General features: G+C 67.1%; 13 protein-coding genes. 4 read left to right on the top strand and 9 right to left on the bottom strand.

Annotated features, from left to right (window positions below; translation table 11 throughout):
- Positions 1-5: 5 nt before the first annotated feature.
- Both AC5RUK_RS12850 and AC5RUK_RS12845 read right to left on the bottom strand, forming a co-directional pair.
- Positions 6-329, bottom strand: a complete 324-nt coding sequence (locus tag AC5RUK_RS12850; RefSeq protein ID WP_494152384.1) for a hypothetical protein — start codon at positions 327-329, stop codon at positions 6-8.
- A 66-nt stretch (positions 330-395) separates the two neighbouring features.
- The gene (locus AC5RUK_RS12845) at positions 396-584 is read right to left on the bottom strand and encodes a hypothetical protein (RefSeq protein ID WP_493988038.1); all 189 of its coding nucleotides are present in this window, start codon (positions 582-584) and stop codon (positions 396-398) included.
- 203 nt (positions 585-787) lie between these two features.
- Here AC5RUK_RS12845 and AC5RUK_RS12840 point away from each other — a divergent pair, with 203 nt between their 5' ends.
- Positions 788-1,483: a hypothetical protein gene (locus tag AC5RUK_RS12840; protein WP_494152383.1), complete on the top strand. Its 696-nt coding sequence runs from the start codon at positions 788-790 to the stop codon at positions 1,481-1,483.
- A gap of 127 nt (positions 1,484-1,610) precedes the next feature.
- On the opposite strand, the gene AC5RUK_RS12835 is transcribed toward AC5RUK_RS12840, so the two are convergent.
- Positions 1,611-2,465, bottom strand: a complete 855-nt coding sequence (locus tag AC5RUK_RS12835) for an alpha/beta fold hydrolase (RefSeq protein WP_494152382.1) — start codon at positions 2,463-2,465, stop codon at positions 1,611-1,613.
- Between the two features lie 224 nt (positions 2,466-2,689).
- On the opposite strand from AC5RUK_RS12835, the gene AC5RUK_RS12830 reads away from it, so the two are divergent.
- Entirely contained in the window at positions 2,690-4,093 is a 1,404-nt protein-coding gene (locus AC5RUK_RS12830) for an MFS transporter (protein WP_494152381.1), read from the top strand.
- Between the two features lie 159 nt (positions 4,094-4,252).
- On the opposite strand, the gene AC5RUK_RS12825 is transcribed toward AC5RUK_RS12830, so the two are convergent.
- The 4 genes from AC5RUK_RS12825 to AC5RUK_RS12810 all read right to left on the bottom strand — a co-directional run bounded on the left by AC5RUK_RS12825 (position 4,253) and on the right by AC5RUK_RS12810 (position 9,243).
- Complete coding sequence (locus AC5RUK_RS12825) at positions 4,253-4,522, bottom strand: GlsB/YeaQ/YmgE family stress response membrane protein (protein WP_493977616.1); 270 nt, start codon at positions 4,520-4,522, stop codon at positions 4,253-4,255.
- Between the two features lie 177 nt (positions 4,523-4,699).
- On the bottom strand, positions 4,700-6,481 hold the full coding sequence (locus AC5RUK_RS12820) for an acetyl/propionyl/methylcrotonyl-CoA carboxylase subunit alpha (protein WP_493988042.1): 1,782 nt from the start codon (positions 6,479-6,481) through the stop codon (positions 4,700-4,702).
- Positions 6,482-6,602: 121 nt separating this feature from the next.
- A complete protein-coding gene (locus AC5RUK_RS12815; RefSeq protein ID WP_493988043.1) occupies positions 6,603-7,259 on the bottom strand; it encodes a Maf family protein in 657 nt (218 codons plus the stop codon).
- Between the two features lie 253 nt (positions 7,260-7,512).
- Positions 7,513-9,243 (bottom strand): DUF885 domain-containing protein, encoded by a 1,731-nt coding sequence (locus AC5RUK_RS12810; RefSeq protein WP_494152380.1) that lies wholly within the window; start codon positions 9,241-9,243, stop codon positions 7,513-7,515.
- 172 nt (positions 9,244-9,415) lie between these two features.
- On the opposite strand from AC5RUK_RS12810, the gene AC5RUK_RS12805 reads away from it, so the two are divergent.
- Entirely contained in the window at positions 9,416-10,675 is a 1,260-nt protein-coding gene (locus AC5RUK_RS12805) for a serpin family protein (protein ID WP_494152379.1), read from the top strand.
- Between the two features lie 35 nt (positions 10,676-10,710).
- On the opposite strand, the gene AC5RUK_RS12800 is transcribed toward AC5RUK_RS12805, so the two are convergent.
- Both AC5RUK_RS12800 and AC5RUK_RS12795 read right to left on the bottom strand, forming a co-directional pair.
- Positions 10,711-10,983: an acyl-CoA carboxylase epsilon subunit gene (locus AC5RUK_RS12800; RefSeq protein ID WP_494152378.1), complete on the bottom strand. Its 273-nt coding sequence runs from the start codon at positions 10,981-10,983 to the stop codon at positions 10,711-10,713.
- Positions 10,980-12,575 (bottom strand): acyl-CoA carboxylase subunit beta, encoded by a 1,596-nt coding sequence (locus AC5RUK_RS12795; RefSeq protein WP_494152377.1) that lies wholly within the window; start codon positions 12,573-12,575, stop codon positions 10,980-10,982. The genes AC5RUK_RS12800 and AC5RUK_RS12795 overlap by 4 nt, the downstream gene beginning before the upstream one ends.
- 237 nt (positions 12,576-12,812) lie before the next feature.
- On the opposite strand from AC5RUK_RS12795, the gene AC5RUK_RS12790 reads away from it, so the two are divergent.
- Positions 12,813-13,700 (top strand): biotin--[acetyl-CoA-carboxylase] ligase, encoded by an 888-nt coding sequence (locus AC5RUK_RS12790; RefSeq protein ID WP_494108001.1) that lies wholly within the window; start codon positions 12,813-12,815, stop codon positions 13,698-13,700.
- Position 13,701 lies beyond the last annotated feature (1 nt).

Below are 13,701 nucleotides of genomic sequence, written 5' to 3'. Positions count from 1 at the left end.
TTGCCCTAGGTGCCGGGATAGTAAAAAGCGTAGTCATCATAGGGGTCGCGCCAGCCGGACTCGTCACGGTGGATCCGGCGGACCTCGCTGCCGGGAACCCAGGCGGTACGGGCGGAGCCGTGCGTATCCATCCACTTCACCTGCACGCTGGTCCGGTCCCAGGAAATGGCCTTGGCATCGAAGGTCTTTCCCTCGTGGCGCACCCGGACATAAGGTTCCCGGCGGTAGGGCTCGCGCGTGGCCCCGGCATGGCGAGCTTCGGCGCGGGCGCGGGGTTCGGCGCGGGCCCGTGCGTACCGGCTGGCGGTCCTGACGTCTACTTTGTTCATGTGGCAACCTTGCCATCCGGCGCGGACGGAAACGGACGGCACAGCCTCGAGCCAGGGGCGGCGGCTTCAGTAGCCGTATCCGCCCGATTCCTTGGCGTTTTCGGCTGCGGCTTCCCCCTGCACATCCTTGGAATCGGGACCGGAGGTTTCCATTGGATTCTCGGATTTCGTGCTGTTTTCGTCGCCGGGCTCCGGATCTGGGGGAGCTGCTGCTTCCTCTTCCCCGGAACCGGAATATTCCTTGCCGCTGCTCATCATGGATTTCCTCCCGCCAGGGGCGGCGGACCCGGTTTGGCGAAGTCCGCGTAGTGCCCGATGCCAATCAGAGTAGGCTGATGCTCAGTATGCTGTCTATGGTGGTGCCGCAGCCCGAATGGCTCGCCTGCATGACAGTGGACGGCGATGACGCGAGCGTTGGCAGAAGCGGTGCAGCGTCACGGGGGAAGGAGCCGGCAGCCATGCCAGATCACATTGGCACAGCAGCGGGGCGTGGCCTGGCCTTTGTCTTCTCGGCGCTCAAGACGCTGCGGCCCGCCCGGCCCATTCATCCGATCGGACTTCACCTTGAAGGGCGGCTGGAGAGATCGGGAAAGTCCATCGCCTGTGGCATACCGTGGCTGGACGAAGCGGGGGACAACGACGTCGAGGCGCGGCTGTCAAGGTCAGCCGGGCTGCCGCCGCGGTTTCCCGACATCATCGGGCTCGCGCTGCGGGTCACCACAGAGGGCGGGCAGGCCGACATCCTGCTGGCTTCCAGCGGCGCCTCCCGGGTCGGAAGGTATCTTCTGCAGCCCCGGCGGGATGTTCGTGCGGCAGTGCTGACCACGGTGATGCCCTACCGAGGGGCACGCGGCCCGGTCCAGCTCGCCGCCCGCACGCTCCGGCCGAACGGGCGGCTTCCGGCGGATCCCGTCGGATTCGGACGGGCGCTGGGCAGCGAGGACTGGGTGCTGGCGCTGTTCCATGCGCAGCCGTGGGGCCCGTGGCGCCGGTTTGCTACCCTCACGCTGCGGCCCGCGCAGGGCGGGGGAGACACCGCCCTGCGTTTTGACCCGATCGTGCACCGGCTTCCGGGCGCGGCAACCTACCGGTGGATCGAGAAGCTGCGCGCTCCGTCCTACGCCGTGTCGCGCCGGGCGCGGCCGCGGGGATAGCCACGGACGCGCCTTCGGGGATAGCCCAGACGCGCCTTCGGGGATAGCCCAGACGCGCCTTCGGTGGCAGCCCGCCGGGGCCGCTGGGATAGCCAGGCCGGCACGCCGGGGGCCTTCAAGCGAAACCTCAAGTCCCCGCTAAATCTGCAATCCAGCTCCTCACCATCCGCGCAGCTGATTCTCCGGCCTCTGCGGGCCACCAGTGGCCGCCGTCGACTTCAACGACCTTCAACTGCGGCACCCAATCCTCCAGCCCGTCCACGAGGTGGGGCGAGAGGAACGGGTCCCGCCGCGGGACTATCACCTGCACGGGAATCCGGCAGCGGGCCGACAGGATCTGGGGGCGGTACCAGTTCGCCCGGTACAGGGCGAGTCCGCGGGCACCGTTGTCGCCGATCCTCCGGCCGGCGAACCGCTCGTACGGACGGGTCAGGAGCGTCCGCCAGGCAAGTTCCGGCAGTACCGGCAACTGGAACCCGGCGACGTACAAGCTGCGCAATGCCTGGCCTGCCGCCTGCGGCCAGAGCACGGGCCTGCGTATCCTGCGGCCGAACCAGCGATGAAGATGGCCCAGGTCCGGGCCGGAAATGCTGGTGAAGCTCAGAATCCGGCCCTCGGCACGGGTATCCTGGGCCGCTGCCCAGCCTTGGATCGATCCCCAGTCGTGTCCTACGAGGTGCACGCCCCGTGCCCCGGAGGCATCGATCACCGCAAAGAGATCGTCCACCAGGACGGGCAGGCGATAGGCGCTGCGATGGGCGACGGTGGTTCGGGATGCCCCGGCATTGCGGGTGTCATAGGAGATGACGTGGCTATCGGCGCTCAGCGCGGTGGCGACGGAGGCGAAGACCGAGTGGTCATCGGGGTAGCCGTGGATCAGCAGGACGGCTGGAATCCCGGAACCGTGCGGCGGGCCGTAGGAGTAAACGGAGAGGGCCGCATCGGGGCGCGCCAGCATCCTGTGCCGTTCATCGGCCTCCATCGGGCTCTCCCTTGCCGCGCATGCCTCCTACGGTCCGCACCCAGCCTACGGCGGACCGGCGACCGCGGCGAGCCTTGGCCGGCGGCACGGCGGCACGGGGGGACGCGGCGGGCGTGGTGAGGACGCCTAGCACAGCGGTCCACATATTGAAACAATTGTCCGGATCGCGGACCCATCTGACTAAGATTCAGAAGTTATTCATTCGAGCGAAAGCCGACACACCAATGTCCAAACCAGCATCAGTTACCGCGGGGGCGCCTGCCGCGCCGGTGAACTCCCGCGGCCGCGTCATCGTTGCCAGCCTCGTTGGCACGTCCATCGAGTTCTATGACTTCTACGTCTATGCCACGGCCGCCGTGCTCGTGTTCCCGGCGCTGTTCTTCCCGAATGCCAGCGGAGCCGTCGCACTGCTGAGTTCGTTCGCGGTATTCGGCGTAGCCTTCATCGCCCGTCCGTTGGGGTCCATCATTTTCGGGCACTTCGGCGACAAGTTCGGCCGCAAAGGAACGCTGGTGGCTTCGCTGCTCACCATGGGCATCGCCACCTTCCTGATCGGCTGCCTGCCCACCGCCCAGGTGGACGGCTGGTCCTTCTGGGCGCCCGCCCTGCTGGTGGTCATGCGCTTCGCCCAGGGCTTGGCCCTTGGCGGCGAATGGAGCGGCGCGGCCCTCCTGGCTACTGAGAATGCGCCGGCCAACAAGCGGGCCATCTACGGCACCTTCCCGCAGTTGGGTGCCCCGATCGGCTTCATCATCGCCAACTCGCTGTTCCTGGTGCTGAGCATCAACCTTGCCAATGACGAGTTCATGGACTGGGGTTGGCGCATTCCGTTCCTGGCCAGCGCCGTGATGGTCATCATCGGCCTGTGGGTGCGCCTGAAGCTGGTGGAAACCCCTGCCTTCCAGAAGGTTGTGGACAAGGGCGAGGTGACCAAGCTGCCGCTGGGCCGGGTGTTCAAGACCAGCTGGCGCCAGCTGATCCTGGGTACGTTCATCATGCTGGCGACCTACGTGCTGTTCTACCTGATGACCACCTTCACGCTCTCGTACGGCACGGCAGCGACCAACGCCGAGGACGCCGCCGCCGCGGCCGAGGCGGCCGGAAAGCCGTTCGATCCGGACACCTTCGCCGCCGGGCTGGGCTACGCCCGCAACGACTTCCTGCTGATGCTGATCATCGGCGTCGTGTTCTTCGGCATCTTCACCCTGGTGTCGGGACCCCTGGCCGAAAAGTATGGCCGCAAGAAGACGCTGATCGCGGTGTCCCTGGGCATCATGGCATTCGGCTTCCTCTGGGTGCCGCTTTTCGACGGCGGCTTCGCCGGCACCATGGCGCACCTGATCATCGGCTTCACGCTGATGGGCCTGACCTTCGGACCGATGGGCGCAATCCTGCCCGAACTGTTCCCGACCAACGTGCGCTACACCGGGTCGGCCGTGGCCTACAACTTCTCCTCGATCCTGGGCGCTTCGGTGGCCCCGTTCATCGCCGTCGCCCTGTGGCAGGCGGCCGGGGGCAGCACGGTCCTGGTGGGCCTCTACCTCAGTGGCGCTGCCGTCCTGACCCTGGTCGCCCTGCTGCTGACCAAGGAAACCAAGGACATGGACTACGAGAACCAGTCGAGCTGACCTGTTCGTAGGACTAAAAGAAAGACCCGCGGCCGGGGCCGCGGGTCTTTCTTTGCCGTGGTTCAGGTGCCGCCGCAGTTGCGGGCATGGCAAAGGCCCGCCGTCTCCGGTGGACGGCGGGCCTTTGTGCCGCTGAAGGAGCAGTTCAATCGGCCAAGGTTAAGCGGTTGTGCTCCTCCTCTTGGTGATGAAGCCCCAGATCACCAGCACGATCAGGGCGCCAATAATGGCCCAGATCCACGATTCGAGGCTGAAGAATTCGTTCATGTCGGCGCCCATCACAGCACCGCCGATCCATCCGCCCAGGAGGGCACCGATGACACCGAGGACGAGCGTGGCAATCCAGCCGCCGCCCTGCCGTCCGGGAAGGATCAGCTTGGCGATGGCTCCGGCAATAAGTCCGAGTAAGAGGAATGCTAGGAAGTTCATGTGGTGCATCTCCTTTGTTAGGTGCTGCGTCAATTCTCCCGGTCAGGCCGGGTTCTGCTCCTTGGTAAGCATCACGCTACCGCATGGACAGCGTGCTTAGTAAGTTGCCGCGCCCACTTGGTACTAAAACGTGACAAGACTACAAGCGGTGATACAGTTCGCCCGGAAAATGGCGCCTTAATCCGCGATGGTGGCCAGCACGGCACCGGCTGAAACGGTGTCCCCGGGCTTGGCTGCCAGCCCCAGGATGGTCCCGGACTTGTGCGCGGTGAGCGGCTGCTCCATCTTCATCGCCTCCAGGACGACGACGAGATCGCCTTCCGCAACCGTGTCGCCTTCGGTGACGGCTACCTTCACGATCGTGCCCTGCATCGGCGAGGCCAATCCGTCGCCAGCGGTCACGGCACCGGCTGCGGAGCCGGAACGGCCCCGGCCGGCGCGCTTGGGCTTGCCATTGGACTTCGCCGGCGCGCCGGAACCGCTGCCGAGACCCGCCGGGAGCACGACCTCCAGCCGCTTACCCCCGACCTCGACGGTCACACGCTGGCGTTCGCCGTCGTCGTCGGGTCCGGCGGCCGGGACGGACTGGAAGGCCGGGATGTCGTTGACGAACTCGGTTTCAATCCAGCGGGTGTGGATGCTGAAAGGCCCATCCGCGGGGGCGAAGGCAGGGTCGGCCACCACGGCGCGGTGGAACGGCAGCACGGTGGGCATGCCGCCGATTTCCATCTCGTCCAGCGCGCGGCGGGCGCGCTCCAATGCCTGGGCGCGGGTGCTGCCGGTGACGATCAGCTTGGCCAGCATGGAATCGAAGTTGCCGCCGATGACTTCGCCCGCCTCGATGCCCGAATCCACGCGGACGCCGGGGCCGGTGGGCAGGCGCAGGGTCTCGACGGTCCCGGGGGCCGGCATGAAATTGCGCCCGGCATCCTCGCCGTTGATGCGAAACTCGAACGAGTGGCCGCGCACGTCGGGGTCGTCATAGCCGAGCTCTTCGCCGCGGGCCAGGCGGAACTGTTCGCGGACCAGGTCGATGCCGGTGACTTCCTCGGACACGGGATGCTCCACCTGCAGGCGGGTGTTGACCTCGAGGAAGGAAATCGTGCCGTCCTGGCCGACGAGGAATTCGCAGGTGCCGGCGCCCTGGTACCTGGCCTCGCGCATGATCGCCTTGGACGCTGCGTAAAGGCGCTCGTTCTGCTCGGGGGACAGGAACGGGGCCGGGGCCTCCTCCACGAGTTTCTGGTTGCGGCGCTGCAGCGAACAGTCGCGGGTAGAGATGACCACCACGTTGCCGTGCGCGTCGGCCAGGCACTGGGTTTCCACGTGCCGCGGAGAGTCCAGGAAACGCTCCACGAAGCATTCGCCGCGTCCGAATGCCGCCGTGGCCTCGCGCACCGCCGACTCGTAGGACTCGGCGATGGCCTCTCGGTCGCGGACCACCTTGATGCCGCGGCCGCCGCCGCCGTAGGCCGCCTTAATGGCCAGCGGCAGGCCGTGCGTGTCGGCGAAGTCCAGGACTTCCTGCACGCTGCCCACCGGATCGGGCGTTCCGGGCACCAAGGGGGCGCCGACCCGTTCGGCGATGTGCCGGGCCTGGACCTTGTCGCCCAGTTGGGAAATGGCGTCGGGAGATGGGCCGATCCAGGTCAGGCCGGCGTCGATGACCCGCTGGGCGAACTCTGCGTTTTCGGACAGGAAACCGTAGCCGGGGTGGACGGCATCGGCACCGGCGGCCTCGGCCACCTGCAGGAGCTTGTCCATCACGAGATAGGATTCGGCCGCGGTGCTCCCGCCGAGTGCATAGGCCTCGTCTGCCAGGCGGACGTGCAGGGCATCACGGTCCGGATCGGCATAGACGGCGACCGAGGCAATGCCTTCGTCCCGTGCTGCACGAACTACGCGGACGGCAATTTCACCACGGTTGGCGATCAGTACCTTGGTGATGCGCTGGGTCATTCAAAGCTCCTTCTATCCTTGAGGAGCCTAGCCTGCTTTTGCGGGATTCGCTCATGAACCATCCCTTTTCTGCGTGTGAAGGGGCGGTTCTTTGTAGAGGTCCTACAAAACGTCCGAGCGGTCAGTTCCAGAGGTCGGTGATCTGCACGTTGGCGCTGGCCAGCAGTCGGCGCAAGGTGGAGACGGAAAGGCCGACGACGGCGTGGGGGTCGCCGTCCACCCGCTCGATGAAGGCGCCGCCCAGCGAGTCGATGGTGAACGAACCGGCAACGTGGAGCGGTTCGCCGCTGGCCACGTAGGCGTCGATTTCCGTGTCGGTGAGCTGGGCGAAATGCACCGCGGCGGAGGCGACCGCGCCCACGGTGGCCCCCGATCCGGCGTCGGGGGTTTCCTGCGCGCCGGCTTCGAAGGCGGTGGGGCGGCAGTCCACCAGCCAATGACCGGTGTGCAGCACGCCGTGCCGCCCGCTCATCCGGTGCAGGCGTTCACGGGCGACGTCCGGCTCGTGCGGCTTGCCGTACGGCGCACCGTCGAGTTCGAACACCGAGTCGCAGCCAAGCACCAAGGCGCCTTCGGCCGCGGGGAGCGCCGCGACAGCCTCGGCCTTGGCCCGTGCCAACAACAGCGCAGTGTCGTGGGGGTCGGTGATGCCGTAGCCCGCCGTGACTGCTTCTTCGTCCACATCCGACACCAGGACCTCGTGCGCGATGCCGGCTTCGGTCAGGAGCTTGGTGCGGGCGGGGGATGCTGAGGCCAGAATCAGGCGAAGGTCGGTCATCCGACCAAGCTTATCCGGCGCCGCAAAGCGAACCCTGCTTAGGGTGTTTCCGGCCCGTGACCTGAGCGTAAAGAATTGCCGCCGTTGTCCCGTGGACCGGTTGCCTGACCATACGATTTCGGCGGGAGCTTCTCCCGCCGGAGAGTACGCCCTTGACCGGGCCGAAGGGACCCGGCACAGATGAGGGCCGGTGCACCGTTGGGGGATGCATCGGCCCTCCTGTCTGTTCCCGCCCGGCCGGACGGGGCCCGGGTCAGCCGGCGGCGTACACCGGGTCCTCGCCCAGCAGCGCGCGCCGCAGGGTGTCCAGTCCCACCGAGCCGATGTTCAGCGCCTGGCTGTGGAAGGCCTTGATGTCGAAGGCATCGCCCTCCCGACGCCGCCGCTCGTCGCGGATTTCCTCCCAGAGCTTCTGGCCGAGCTTGTAGGACGGTGCCTGTCCCGGCCACCCAAGGTACCGGGTGAACTCAAAGTCCAACTGGCCCTTGCTGATGGCAATGTTCTTGCGCAGGAACTCGTAGCCCTTCTCCGGGGTCCAGGTTCCCGAGCCCCAGCGCTCGGGGATCTCCAGCTCCAGGTGGACGCCGATGTCGAACACCACGCGCGCGGCCCGCATGCGCTGCGCGTCGAGCATGCCCATCCGGTCGCCCGGATCGGCCAAGTAGCCCAAATCATCCATCAGGCGTTCGGCATACAGCGCCCAGCCTTCGCCGTGGCCGGAAACCCAGCAGATGTTTCGCCGCCAGTTGTTCAGCAGCTCGCGGCGGTAGGTGGCCGTCGCGACCTGGAGGTGGTGGCCCGGAACGCCCTCGTGGTAGACCGTGGTGGTTTCCTTCCACGTGGTGAAGCTGTCTTCGCCTTCGGGCACCGACCACCACATCCGGCCCGGCCGGGCGAAGTCGTCGCTGGGCCCGGTGTAGTAGATGCCTCCCTCATGCGTCGGGGCAATCATGCACTCCAGCCGGCGCATGGGTTCGGGAATGTCGAAGTGGTCGGCCAGCTCCTCCACGGCCTTGTCCGAGAGGCCCTGCATCCACGCCTGCAGCTCTTCGGTGCCGTGCAGCTGCCGCTGGGGATCCGAATCCAGCAGCGCCATCGCTTCCTCGATGCTGGCCCCGGGCCGGATTTGTTCCGCCACGGCTTCCTGCTCCGCGATGATGCGGTCCAGTTCCGCCACGCCCCAGGCATAGGTGGCTTCCAGATCCACCGCAGACCCCAGGAAACGGCGCGACATCAGGGCATAGCGTTCCCGGCCCACCGCGTCCTGCTCCGGGGCTGCCGGGAGCAGCTCGGCCTCGAGGAACGAGGCCAGCCGGCCGTAGGCGGTCGCCGCGGTGCCCGCGGCATCGGCCAGCCGGTCGCGCAGGTCCCGGGACAGCTCGCCCTCTTCCAATGCAGCGTGCCCGGCCAGCGTGCGGAAGAAACCGTCCTCGGCCGCGTACGCACGGGTCTGCTCGATCACGATCCGCACCTGCCGCTTGGCGGCGACCAGACCGCGGTCCTTGGCCTCGCGCAGCGACGTCACGTAGCCGGCAATCGCGTCCGGAACGTGCGCCATGCGGCCGGCGATGTTGTTCCAGTCCTCGACGGTGTCGGTGGGCATCAGGTCGAAGATGGCACGGATGTCCTGCGCCGGCGAGGCGATGTTGTTCAGGTCCGCCAGGTCCCAGCCGGTCTCGTGGATTTCGAGTTCAAGGCCCAGCCTCTCGTGCATCGCATCGAGGGTGACGCGGTCCACGTCGTCGGTCGGTTCCAGGTCCTCGAGCCGCCGCAGCGCCTCTCGGGTAACCTCGGCGAAGGCCTCGGCGCCGGCAGGGGAGTAGTCCGGGTACTCGGTCTCGTGTCCGGGGATGCCAAGGGAGGTCGCCAGCGAAGGGTCCAACTCCAGCAGGGCCGCCGTGTAGGCGTCTGCGACGGCATCGATGGCGGACGGAGTGCGCCCGGTTTCCGGGGTCTTGGTCAGTTCAGATGTCTGCTCAGTCACAGGGAGAGCCTACCGGCAACCCGCTGACCCCGGCCACGCCGGCGTGCGTGGCTGCTGTCCGGCACCCTGAGGCCGGTCGGGCACGCGGCGATTGTCACGGAATCGTAGTGTGCCGCCTCTGGCCCTCGGGGCCTGCCGCCCCATAGGTTGGGGGATCAACGGTGAGGAGAGCATGGTGCGCAAGAGGACGACGGCGGCGTTGGCGGCTTTGGGGGTGGCGCCCGCCATGGTGCTCGGCGGCTGTGCGGCGCCTCCGGAACTGCTGACCGCGGACGGTGTGGCCCGGGTGGACGCGGCAGCGGGGGATTATCCCGCCGAGGTCGACGCGCTGCGGCGTTCGGCCTACAAGCTGGGAGCAGCCATGCTCGCGGCGGCGCCGGAGAAAAACCAGGTCACCAGTCCGGTGAGCCTGCTCTATGCCGTTGCCATGCTCCGCGCCGGCGCCGGCAGTACTACCGCCCGCGAGATGGATGCCGTTTTGGGGCTGCCGGACGGGAATCTTGACGACGCCATGAACGGGCTGTTGGCCGGGTGGGAAGGTTTCGACGGCGATCCCGGCTCGGTCGACGAGGAGGAGCCGCCGGTCCGGCCGCTGCTGCACCTGGCGAACGGCATCTTCGTGGACGAGGGGACGCCCACCGGCGAGGACTACCTGCACACCCTGGCCCGGCATTACGGCTCCGGCGTATATCCGGTGGACTATTCCGATCCAGCGACCAAACACGCCATGGATGCGTGGGTGGACCACCACACCGGCGGGCGCATCACCGAGGCCCCCGGCACCTTCGACCCCGGGAACACGCTGACCCTCCTCAACGCCGTCTATTTCGCGGCTGCCTGGGAACAGCCGTTCGACCCGTCGGCAACGGAGGACGGCGCCTTCACCACGGCTTCGGGCGGGACGGTCAGGGTACCGATGATGGGCAATCTCGTGCAGGCGGCGTACGGGCGCGGGAACGGCTGGCAGGGCATCGACCTGCCGTACAGCGACGGATTCGTGATGCGCCTTGTCCTGCCCGACAGCGGTGCGCCGGTCTTGGGCGAGGAAGGCCTGGGGGACGTGGCTGCGGTCCTGGACAGTGCCGCCGACGCCATGGTCCTTCTGCAGCTGCCCAGCTGGAACCACACCCACCACCAGGACCTGCTGCCGATCCTGCGGCGACTCGGACTCGCCGAGACCTTCGGCCCGAATCCCGATTTGGAGGCCATCCAGCAGGACGCCTCGGTGACCGGCGCGGCCCAGCAAGCCAACATCGCCGTCGGGGAAAAGGGGACAGTCGCAGCGGCCGTGACGGAGCTTGACATAATGGCCGGTTCGCTGCCACCGCGGCCCGACGTCGAGCTTTCGTTCGACCGGCCCTTCCTGTACCAGATCGTCCACCTGCCGACGGGACTTCCGCTGTTCCTCGGCACGGTGTTGGACCCGCGCTGAGCGCCCGGAAAATGGTACCGGTGCCCCGGGGCCGGCTACCGGAAGGTGCGCCGCCAGGCGCCGGGTCCGTGCGAGACGAATGGCCGCAGCAGCGGCCGGCGGTTTCGCCGGGGCCTGCTCTTGGGCGAACCGGCCGGCCCGGCGGACTGCAGGGCGGCGACGACGGCGGTCAGGGCGGCGAGTTCCTCGGCGTTCGGATTGCCCTTGGCCACGGTCAGCAGCGGTTGCGGCCGCACGGCGGCATCGTCGCGCCGCACCGCGGCCGTGTCCGACGACCGTGCTGTGTTCATGTCTGACCAACGGCTCATAGCGGAATGTTCCCGTGTTTCTTGTGCGGCATGGTCGCCCGCTTGTCGCGCAGCGCCCGCAGGCCGCGGACCACTTGGAGGCGGGTGTCGGACGGTGCGATCACGGCGTCGACGTAACCGAGCTCGGCAGCTTGGTACGGGTTGAGCAGCTCTTCTTCGTACTGTGAGATGATCTCCTGCCGGCGGGCCTCGACGTCGCCGCCTTCGGCAGCCACGGCCGCCAGGTCGCGGCTGTACAGGATGTTGACCGCGCCCTGGGCGCCCATCACGCCGATCTGGGCCGTGGGCCAGGCGAGGTTCAGGTCGGCGCCGAGCTTCTTGGAGCCCATCACGATGTAGGCACCGCCGTAGGCCTTGCGCGTGATGACCGTCAGCTTCGGCACCGTGGCCTCGGCGTACGCATAGAGCAGTTTGGCTCCGCGGCGGATGATGCCGTTGAACTCCTGGTCCTTGCCCGGCAGGAAGCCAGGCACGTCCACCAGGGTGAGGATGGGGATGTTGAAGGCGTCGCAGTGACGGACGAAGCGGGCGGCCTTTTCCGAGGCGTTGATGTCCAAGGTGCCGGCGAACTGCATGGGCTGGTTGGCTACGACGCCCACGGTGTGCCCCTCGACGCGGCCGTAGCCGATGATCACGTTCGGCGCGTACAGCGACTGCATTTCCAGGAAATTGCCGTCGTCGACGACGTGCTCGATCACGGTCCGCATGTCGTACGGCTGGTTGGCCGAATCCGGAATCAGTTCGTCAAGGGTTAGGTCGTCGGCGGTGATTTCGAGTTCCTCCTCGAAGTCCAGCGGAGGAGCCTCGGCCAGGTTGTTCGAGGGGAGGAACTCGAGCAGCTCGCGGACAAACTCGACAGCGTCCGACTCATCGGCGGCCAGATAGGTGGCGGTGCCCGTCGTGGCGTTGTGCTGGCGTGCTCCGCCCAGCGTCTCCATGTCCACTTCTTCGCCGGTGACCGTCTTGATGACGTCCGGTCCGGTGATGAACATGTGGCTGGTCTTGTCGACCATCACCACGAAGTCCGTCAGGGCGGGGGAGTAGGCGGCCCCGCCGGCGCACGGACCCATGATCAGCGAGATCTGGGGCACCACGCCGGAGGCGGCGACGTTGTTGCGGAAGATGTCGGCGAACATCGCCAGCGATGCCACACCCTCCTGGATGCGCGCCCCGCCGCCGTCGTTTATGCCGATGACGGGGCATCCGTTGCGCAGGGCGAATTCCTGCACCTTCACGATTTTCTCGCCGTTGACTTGGGACAGCGAGCCGCCGTAGACGGAGAAGTCCTGGCTGTACAACGCGACCAGGCGCCCGTCGACGGTGCCGTAACCGGAGACGACGCCGTCGCCGAGCGGCTTCTTCTTCTCCATGCCAAAGGCCGTCGACCGGTGCGTGGCAAAGGCATCGAACTCGACGAAGGAGCCCTCGTCCACCAGCATTTCGATCCGTTCCCGAGCGGTGTTCTTGCCGCGGGCATGCTGCTTCTCGATCGCCTCGGCGCCGGAAGGCTGCATGGACTGCGCCTGGCGGCGGCGGAAGTCCGCAATCTTGCCTGCAGTGGTCTGCAGATCAAGGTCTTGGTCGAGGCTCATGGATTCTCCGGATTCTGCCGAGGGTGTCGGATGCCGGCGCTCTGCAGGCTGTTTAAGTAGGTTTCGCACAAAACAGCAGGGCACAGGCACGCCGCTGAACCAAGTCTAGTGAGCATCGGCGTCGCACCCGCTGTAGGAACCCTACAATTTCGCCGCAACTGCTTTTGCCCGATCGAGGCCGACGACGGCGGCCCGGCGGCAGCCCCTCCGTAGCCCGCGGTCAGTAGGATGGGATACATGAGCCCGAGTTTTTCCGACGTTGACCGACCGGCCCTGGATTTCGACGGCCTCAGCGACGCTCTCTGCGCACCCTTGGGCCCGTACCGGAGGCTCGAACTGGTGGAATCCACGGGCTCCACCAATACCGACCTGGCGGCCAAGGCGGTCGCCGACAAAGTGGGCTGGTCGGACCTGAGCGTCCTGGCCGCAGAAGTGCAAACAGCAGGCCGCGGCCGGCTGGAACGGCAGTGGAGCGCCCCGGCACGCTCGTCGGTGATCGTGAGCATCCTGCTGCGCCCCTTTAACCACGCCGGCCGGCCCGTGCCGACCCAGAGCTACGCCTGGTTCTCACTGCTGGCGGCCGCCGCGCTGGCAGAGGCGCTCGGCGAGTATGCGCAGCTCAAGGCCGAGGTCAAATGGCCCAACGACGTCCTGGTCTCCGGGCGAAAGATCGCCGGCATCCTGGCCCAAATCGTCAACTACCCCGACGGCTCGCCCCCCGCCATCGTTCTCGGCACCGGCCTCAACGTGACCCTTTCCAAGGATGAGCTGCCCGTTCCCACGGCCACCAGCGTCGCGCTGGAAAAGGGCCGGACGACCGACCGGAATATCCTGCTGATGTCCTATCTGCGGGTGTTCTCTCAGCGCTACCGGCAGTTCTGTGATGTCAGCGGCGACCCCGCGGCCGAATGGGACGACGGATCCAGCCTGATCGGGCGCATGCGGGACGTCATGGTCACCCTGGGACAGCAGGTGCGCGCCGAGCTTCCGGACGGGAAGCAGATCATCGGCGAGGCCTTCGGCCTGGACGCTTACGGCGCCGTGAAGATCCGTGATGCGGAAGGCACGGAGCACGTCGTGACAGCCGGCGACGTCGTGCACCTCCGGCCGCACGAAGGTCCCTGAG

The sequence above is a fragment of the Arthrobacter sp. Y3223065 genome (assembly GCF_059090885.1).
This window is presented reverse-complemented; position numbering and strand designations above follow the sequence as displayed.

Excerpts from the sequence above, each read along its gene's own strand:
- AC5RUK_RS12795 (WP_494152377.1), bottom strand. The coding sequence starts at position 12,575 with ATGAGCCTCGACCAAGACCTTGATCTGCAGACCACTGCAGGCAAGATT.
- AC5RUK_RS12820 (WP_493988042.1), bottom strand. The coding sequence starts at position 6,481 with ATGACCCAGCGCATCACCAAGGTACTGATCGCCAACCGTGGTGAAATT.
- AC5RUK_RS12800 (WP_494152378.1), bottom strand. The coding sequence starts at position 10,983 with ATGAGCCGTTGGTCAGACATGAACACAGCACGGTCGTCGGACACGGCC.
- AC5RUK_RS12830 (WP_494152381.1), top strand. The coding sequence starts at position 2,690 with ATGTCCAAACCAGCATCAGTTACCGCGGGGGCGCCTGCCGCGCCGGTG.
- AC5RUK_RS12815 (WP_493988043.1), bottom strand. The coding sequence starts at position 7,259 with ATGACCGACCTTCGCCTGATTCTGGCCTCAGCATCCCCCGCCCGCACC.
- AC5RUK_RS12840 (WP_494152383.1), top strand. The coding sequence starts at position 788 with ATGCCAGATCACATTGGCACAGCAGCGGGGCGTGGCCTGGCCTTTGTC.
- AC5RUK_RS12805 (WP_494152379.1), top strand. The coding sequence starts at position 9,416 with ATGGTGCGCAAGAGGACGACGGCGGCGTTGGCGGCTTTGGGGGTGGCG.
- AC5RUK_RS12845 (WP_493988038.1), bottom strand. The coding sequence starts at position 584 with ATGAGCAGCGGCAAGGAATATTCCGGTTCCGGGGAAGAGGAAGCAGCA.
- AC5RUK_RS12835 (WP_494152382.1), bottom strand. The coding sequence starts at position 2,465 with ATGGAGGCCGATGAACGGCACAGGATGCTGGCGCGCCCCGATGCGGCC.
- AC5RUK_RS12790 (WP_494108001.1), top strand. The coding sequence starts at position 12,813 with ATGAGCCCGAGTTTTTCCGACGTTGACCGACCGGCCCTGGATTTCGAC.
- AC5RUK_RS12825 (WP_493977616.1), bottom strand. The coding sequence starts at position 4,522 with ATGAACTTCCTAGCATTCCTCTTACTCGGACTTATTGCCGGAGCCATC.
- AC5RUK_RS12850 (WP_494152384.1), bottom strand. The coding sequence starts at position 329 with ATGAACAAAGTAGACGTCAGGACCGCCAGCCGGTACGCACGGGCCCGC.